This is a genomic window from Jatrophihabitans sp. (assembly GCF_035474675.1).
Lineage (GTDB): Bacteria > Actinomycetota > Actinomycetes > Mycobacteriales > Jatrophihabitantaceae > Jatrophihabitans_A.
On sequence record NZ_DATINC010000075.1, the window covers coordinates 91,777 to 98,829 of the forward strand.

Consider the following 7,053-nt stretch of genomic DNA (forward strand, 5'->3'; position numbering starts at 1 on the left):
CAGGGAGAACGACATGCGCGCTGGGCGCCTGATCGCGGCCGTCGCCGCGGTCGCCACCACCGTGTCCGGCCTGTCGGCACTGGCCCGGCCCACCCGGGCCGGCGCGATCGAGGGCCCGATGCCGTCCAACGTCGCACCGACCTGGCAGACCAACGCACCGGTCTCGGCGCTGCTGGCCACCGGCGGGGTGCTCTACGTCGGCGGCGAGTTCACCAGCGTCCGGCTGCCGGGCCGGCCGGTCGGCTCCGGCGAGATCGTCCGGCACCACCTGGCGGCCTTCGAGGCCGGCACCGGCCGGCTGGTGGTCGGGTTCAACCTCGACGTGGACGCGCCGGTGCACTCCCTGGCGGCCAGCCCGGACGGGCAGACGATCTACCTCGGCGGCGACTTCAGCACCGTCAACGGCCTCGCGCGCAGCCGGGTGGCGGCCTTCGACGCCCCCACCGGGGCGCTGACCTCCTTCAACCCCGGCGCCAACGCCCGGGTGACCAGCATCTCGGCGACCGCGGCGGCGGTGTACCTGTCCGGCTCGTTCACCACGGCCGGCGGGGCGAGCGAGCAGCGGCTGGCCGCGGTGAGCCCGGTCACCGGCTCGGCGCTGCCCACCTTCACAGCCAGCGCCGACAACGTGGTCTACCAGACGGCGCTGTCCGGCGACGGCAGCAAGCTCTACCTGGCAGGTGCCTTCACCAGCCTGAACGGCGATCCCGCCCAGCACGCGGCAGCGGTGGTGGACAGCAGCACCGGCACCGCGCTGCCGTTCCCGGCGGGCTCGGTGATCCCACCCAAGAGCCCGTCCTGCACGGTGGAGGCCAAGACCGTCAAGACCGACCCGACCGGCGCCTACTTCGGCGTCGAGGGCTCGGGGCTCGGCTGCTTCGACGGCACCTTCGCCGTCAACGGGGCGGACGGCTCGCTGCGCTGGCAGAGCAAGTGCCTGGGCGCCACCCAGGCGGTGCAGCCGATCGGCGGCATCCTCTACACCGGCTCGCACAGCCACGACTGCAGCGGGGACCGGCCGCGCGACCCGGACGCCTTCGGCGAGGTCGGTGCCGCCAAGGGGCTGTCGCGGCACCTGCTCTCGCGCTCGACCAGCACCGGGCTGCTGTCCACCTGGTACCCGAACACCGACGGCGGCCCGAACAAGACCGGCCTCGGTCCCCGCGTGATGGCCACCGACGGCAGCCAGTTGTTCGTCGGCGGCGAGTTCACCACCGTCAACGGGCTGCCGCAGCAGGGCCTGGCCCGGTTCAACCCGGCCACCGGCGACCTGGCCAGCCCCTCCCGGCCGGCCGCACCGACCGCGGTGGCCCGGGCCGGCGGCAAGGTCACCATCTACGTGCAGTCCCCGCTGGACACCGACGACGTGCACCTGACCGTCCGGCTCTTCCGGGACGGCGGCAGCACCCCAATCGCCACCGCGGCGGTCAAGTCGCTGTTCTGGAAGCGGCCGGTGGTCACCTTCTCCGACGACCGGCTGGCCGTCGGCAGCAGGCACAGCTACACCGTCGACGTGAAGGAAACCTCCGGCCCGCGGGTCGGGCCGCGCTCGCTGCCCAGCCGGACCATCACCGTCGTCAGCGCCGCTCCGGCCTACGAGGCCGCGGTGAACGCCGACAGCCCGGTGCTGTTCTGGCGGCTCGGCGACCCCGGCGGCCCGCTGACCGCGGACAGCTCGAACACCAAGAACCCCGGCGGGCTGACCCTGGGCGGCGGCGGCATCAGCTGGGGAGCGGCCGGCGCGGTCGCCGGCAGCACCGCGGTGACCGTGGACGGCTCGTCCGGCTACGTCTCGGCGACCCGGGGGCAGTGGTCGCCGGGCACCTTCTCGATCGAGGCCTGGTTCAAGACCACCAGCACCAAGGGCGGCCGGATCATCGGCTTCGGCAACCAGCAGGGCGGCCTGACCCTCAACGGGACGCCGGCCGTCAGCCAGCAGTACGACAAGCACCTCTACCTGACCAACGACGGGCGGGTGGTGTTCGGCGTGCATGCCGACCGCAACTACACCATCGGTTCCCGGCCCGGCCTGAACAACGGCGCGTGGCACCAGGTGGTCGGCACCCAGGGCTCGTCCGGCCTGGTTCTCTACGTCGACGGCAAGGTGGTGGCCCGGTACACAGCCGCCACCACGAACCAGAACTACTACGGGTACTGGCGGATCGGCGGCGACAACCTGACCGGCTGGCCGCTCACGCCGACCAGCCGGTACCTGGCCGGCAGCATCGACGAGGCGGCGGTGTACAACCGGGTGCTTCCGCTCACCTCGGTGCAGCGGCACTACACCGCCTCCGGACGCCGGCTGTCCTAGCGCCCTTTCCGGTCGGCGCCGCGGGTCAGCCCGGCGCGCGGGCGGTGACCAGGAACGCCGCCAGCTCGCCGGCCACCGGGCCGGGGCCCAGCCGGGAAGTCATCTCCGCAGCCAGTTGCCGGGTCAGCTCGGCCAGCGACCCGCGTTCGGCCAACTCGAAGCGCAGCGGGGTGCCCAGGCAGAACCCGCGGGCGATCGCCCCGGCCGTGCAGCACCACCCGCTCGATGCCGATGTCGGTCAGCCCGCCCGCGCGCAGGTCGGCGGTGATCTGCCCGGCATCGACGTAGCCGTGCGGGATCCGCTCGATGAACCGGGGCGGATCCTCCGGCAGCACCGCCTGCAGGCTGTCGACCATGGCCGCCGGCAGCTCGGAGGTGTCGACGGTGTCCCAGGTGGTGAACAGCGCGTGCCCGCCGGGCCGTAGCACCCGGGCGGTCTCGGCGAACGCCGTCGGCTTGTCCGGAAAGAACATCACGCCGAACTGGCAGGCCACCAGGTCGAAGCAGTCATCGGACAGCTTCAGCTGCTGGGCGTCGGCCTGCCGCCAGTCCGGCCCCGGCACCCGGGCGGCACCCCGGGTCACCATCGCGGGATTCAGATCGGTGGCGGTGATCTCGGCCGCCGGCAGTGCCCGCAGCAACTCGGCGGTGAGGATGCCGGTGCCCGCGGCCAGTTCCAGCACCCGGCGGGGTGCCAGCCGCGCCGCTACCGTGGCAACCAGGCTCGCGTACGGCGCGAACAGCGCCGACCCGAGGCACTCGTCGTACACCTCGGGCATTGCGGCGTTCCATTCCGAATCCGGGCGCATGGTCGCAGGATAGCGACAACGCGCGACGCGACCGGGGATTGCGGGCAGGACAATCAGTTCCGGTCGAGCGACAGGAATGCCGGTACCGTCCGAGCCTGTTGAGGTGTTCTTACATTTCCGGAAAATGGTTATGTGGGCTGGTCGAAAGCCGTGAAATCTTCAGGGGTTCTTCAAGAATTGCCAGGCCGGCACAATTTCTCTTGGCAAGCAGGCGAAGGTGTGCCACTGTACGGGCACCTTTCTCCTAGCCGAAAGCATATGTGGATTGCCGGTGGCAATCCGTCGGTGCATGCGGCAGCTCTCGTCCGGACGGGCGGCTTCCTGACGGACGACCGGTTGCCGCGTCATCATCGGTGCCTGCCCGGCGGAACCGGGGGTGCCAGCTGAACCCTAGGAGCTTCCCCCTTCGCTGCCCCTGTGCCTGATATGGCTCTGTCCGCGGGCTGTTGAGCCCGCGCGAATGTGCTTGACCGATCGGGGGGAATGCTATGCCGAGAAACAGGTCCAACCAGCACGTCCGGCGGCGGAACACGCTTTTCGTCGCAAGTGCTGCAGCATTGGGAATCTCGATGCTGGTTGCCACCACCGCATCTGCGAATCTGGCGGGCACCACGTTCGAGGGCAATGACGGCAACATGGTGGTCAACACCGCCGGAAACACCGACTGGGCCAATGTCGCCGGCGTGAGCACCGGAGTCGACAAGCCCAGCGGAAGCACCGACAACTCCTTCGGGCAGGGCACCAAGGAGGACAACGCGGCGGTTACTGTAGTCACCGGCTCCATTCCGCCCAACAAGAACGACCTGTCGCGCTTCTACGTCGCCTCGTCGCTGGGTGCCAACAACCACAATTACCTCTACCTCGCCTGGGAACGCCTGGTCAACATCGGCAACGCGAACCTGGACTTCGAGATCAACCAGAAGACCACCACCGGCTTCACCTCGTCCACTACCGGGCCGGTCACCCTGAACCGCACCGCCGGCGACCTGCTGGTCACCTACGACTTCGGCGGCAGCGGCACCCCGACGCTGGGCCTGAACTTCTGGCTGACCGCGGCTGCCGGCAACACCGCCGGCCAGTGCTTCTCGGCCAACGCGTTGCCGTGCTGGGGCAAGCACATCAACCTCAGCGGCGCGGTGTCGGAAGGCGCGGTGAACACCGTCAGCATCGTCGACCCGCTGCAGGCCGGCTCGCCGACCCTGGGCGTCGGGCTGTTCGGCGAGGCGTCGATCGACCTGACCGCCGCCAACGTGTTCCCGGCCGGCATCTGTGAGGCGTTCGGCAGCGCGTTCGTCAAGAGCCGCTCGTCGTCCTCCTTCACCGCCGAGATCAAGGACTTCATCGCCCCGATCCCGGTGAACATCAGCAACTGCGGCCGGATCGTGATCCACAAGGTCACCGAGAACGGTGACAGCAGCTTCGGCTACACCACCACCGGCCTGACCCCGGCGACCTTCAGCCTGTCCAACGGCGGAACCCGGACCTACGACCCGGTGCCGGTGGGCAGTTACTCGGTCACCGAGAACCTCACCGCGGCCCAGGTCAGCGACGGCTGGACGCTGAAGAACCTCCAGTGCACGGCCACCGGTTCCGGCACCAGCGCGACGCCGAGCGGGGCGACGGTGAACATCACCATGGGGGCCGTGGGCCTGGTCGAGTGCACCTACACCAACAACCGGACCTTCCACCCGACGATCGCCACCCTGCTGTCGGCCAGCACGGCCAAGGTGGGTGACAGCATCACCGACTCCTCGACGCTGTCCGGCGCCAGCTCGACCGCGGGTGGCACCGTCACCTACTCCGCCTACGCCGGCCAGAACACCTGCACCGGCACCGACCTGCTCAACAGCACCAAGACGGTGACCAACGCAGTGGTCCCGAACTCCGACGCGTTCGTCGCCGCGGCGGCCGGTTACTACAGCTTCCAGGCCGTCTACTCAGGTGACTCCGCCAACGCCGGCGCGACCAGCGTGTGCTCCACCGAGCAGCTGCTGGTGCAGGCCCAGCCGTCGGCGAGCACCGCCCAGCACCTGATCCCCAATGACAGCTTCACGCTGTCCGGGGCGACCAGCACGGCGGGCGGCACGATCACGATGAGCCTGTACGGCCCGGCCGATGCCACCTGCTCCGGTGCGCCGGCCCTGACCCAGACCGTGAACGTGTCCGGCAACGGCACCTACTCCACCACCAACACCAGCTTCGTCGCCAGCACCGAAGGAACCTGGCGCTGGCAGTCGAGCTACTCGGGTGACACCTTCAACCTCGCCGCCACGTCCAGTTGTGGCACCGAGCGGTTCACCATCGCCAACAGCTGACCGCAGCAAGACGCCGTGCCGGCCACCTGCGACGGGTGGCCGGCACGGTCACGTCCCGGCTCGGAAACCGGCGCGGCCCTGGGATGGCTAGGCGGTCGGCCAGGCCGTGGCGGTGGGGGCGGTGGGCTGGCTGGGCTCGTCCTTGGGCATGAGGATCCACAGGATCGGGTAGACCAGCAGCTGGCAGCCCGGGATCACCAGCAGCACCAGGAAGAACAGCAGCCGGGCCGGCCACGGGTCCAGGCCGATCCGCCGGCCCAACCCGGCGCAGACGCCGCCCAGGATGCCGCCCTCGGCCGCCCGGGTCAGGCCGTGGCTACGGAACAGCTCGGAGATGGAACTCATGATCTTTCTTCCCTTCGGTGCCGGCCGGGCCGGCGGTAGTGGAATGTCGATGCGTTTCACGATGCCGCCGGCAGGGGTGCCCGGGCATCGGGAACAGCCCTGAGAACCACCCTGGATGCCGCACCCACCGGGTCGGGGTCCACCCGGCCGCGCCACCCGGAGCCGGTTCCGGGGAGGGCGGTCGCACGCCGGCGATCGGAAAGGCCGATCATGGTCAGGGGTTCCATCGACCTGCGGGAAGACCATTCCGGCGGAAAGAGGCGGCATGCGCGTGTCCACGGCACCGGCCGGCACGGCAGGGGAGCGGGCTCCGTCCGGCGGTCATCCGTCGGGTGCCCGCGGGCTGGTGCTCGCGGCGCTGGGCGTGGTGTTCGGCGACATCGGCACCAGCCCGCTGTACGCGCTGCAGACGGTCTTCTCGATCGACAACGGCGCGGTGCGGCCCACCCCGGGCGACGTCTACGGCGTGATCTCGCTGATGTTCTGGTCGGTCACGCTGATCGTGTCGGTCAAGTACGTCAGCGTGATCATGCGGGCCGACAACGACGGCGAGGGCGGCGTGATGGCGCTCGCCGCGCTCGCCCAGCGGCTCTACGCCGCCCGCGGGATCCGGACCGGCCTGCTGCTGGTGGTCGGCATCGTCGGGGTGTCGCTGTTCTACGGCGACTCGGTGATCACGCCGGCGATCAGCGTGCTGTCGGCGGTGGAGGGCCTGCAGGTCGCCGCTCCCAGCCTGGAACACGTGGTGGTACCGGTCGCCGCAGTGATCCTGACCTGCCTGTTCGCCGTGCAGCGGTTCGGCACCGGCCGGGTCGGCAGGTTCTTCGGGCCGGTCATGGTGGTGTGGTTCGGCGCGCTGGCCCTCGCCGGGCTGCATGGCATGCTGCAACACCCCGGCGTGCTGCGGGCACTCCTGCCCAGCTACGCGGTGCTGTTCGGCGCGGACCATCCGTTCGTCAGCTTCGTGGCGATGGGCGCGGTGGTGCTGGTGATCACCGGCGCCGAGGCGCTCTACGCCGACATGGGGCACTTCGGGCCGGCGCCGATCCGGCGGGCCTGGTTCTTCCTGGTGTTCCCGGCGCTGACCCTGAACTACCTGGGCCAGGCGGCGCTGATCCTGCACTCCCCAGAGGCGGCGGCCAACCCGTTCTTCCTGCTGCTGCCGGGCTGGAGCCGGCTGCCGATGGTGGTGCTGGCCACCGCGGCGACGGTGATCGCCAGCCAGGCGGTCATCTCCGGGGCGTTCTCGCTGTCCCGGCAGGCGATGCAGCTC

At 70.3% G+C, this 7,053-nt stretch carries 5 protein-coding genes; 3 read left to right on the forward strand and 2 right to left on the reverse strand.

The window, feature by feature from the left end; all coding sequences use genetic code 11:
• Positions 1-13: 13 nt before the first annotated feature.
• Positions 14-2,311 carry a LamG domain-containing protein gene (locus VLJ82_RS09350; protein ID WP_408663066.1) on the forward strand — a complete coding sequence of 766 codons (2,298 nt, stop codon included), beginning with the start codon at positions 14-16 and terminating at the stop codon, positions 2,309-2,311.
• On the opposite strand, the gene VLJ82_RS09355 is transcribed toward VLJ82_RS09350, so the two are convergent.
• A complete protein-coding gene (locus tag VLJ82_RS09355; RefSeq protein ID WP_408663067.1) occupies positions 2,308-3,120 on the reverse strand; it encodes a class I SAM-dependent methyltransferase in 813 nt (270 codons plus the stop codon). The two genes, VLJ82_RS09350 and VLJ82_RS09355, sit on opposite strands and share 4 nt — an antisense overlap.
• Positions 3,121-3,689: 569 nt before the next feature.
• Here VLJ82_RS09355 and VLJ82_RS09360 point away from each other — a divergent pair.
• Positions 3,690-5,435, forward strand: a complete 1,746-nt coding sequence (locus tag VLJ82_RS09360; protein ID WP_408663068.1) for a prealbumin-like fold domain-containing protein — start codon at positions 3,690-3,692, stop codon at positions 5,433-5,435.
• A gap of 87 nt (positions 5,436-5,522) precedes the next feature.
• Here the strand turns inward: VLJ82_RS09360 and VLJ82_RS09365 are convergent, their stop codons facing one another.
• Positions 5,523-5,780 (reverse strand): PspC domain-containing protein, encoded by a 258-nt coding sequence (locus tag VLJ82_RS09365; RefSeq protein ID WP_408663069.1) that lies wholly within the window; start codon positions 5,778-5,780, stop codon positions 5,523-5,525.
• Positions 5,781-6,045: 265 nt separating this feature from the next.
• Here VLJ82_RS09365 and VLJ82_RS09370 point away from each other — a divergent pair.
• Positions 6,046-7,053, forward strand: a 1,008-nt coding sequence (locus tag VLJ82_RS09370; RefSeq protein WP_408663070.1) for a KUP/HAK/KT family potassium transporter, incomplete at its 3' end; no start/stop codon positions are given.

Bases quoted from the DNA above. Each gene is read 5' to 3' on its own strand.
- VLJ82_RS09350 (WP_408663066.1), top strand. From the start codon at position 14: ATGCGCGCTGGGCGCCTGATCGCGGCCGTCGCCGCGGTCGCCACCACC.
- VLJ82_RS09355 (WP_408663067.1), bottom strand. From the start codon at position 3,120: ATGCGCCCGGATTCGGAATGGAACGCCGCAATGCCCGAGGTGTACGAC.
- VLJ82_RS09360 (WP_408663068.1), top strand. From the start codon at position 3,690: ATGCTGGTTGCCACCACCGCATCTGCGAATCTGGCGGGCACCACGTTC.
- VLJ82_RS09365 (WP_408663069.1), bottom strand. From the start codon at position 5,780: ATGAGTTCCATCTCCGAGCTGTTCCGTAGCCACGGCCTGACCCGGGCG.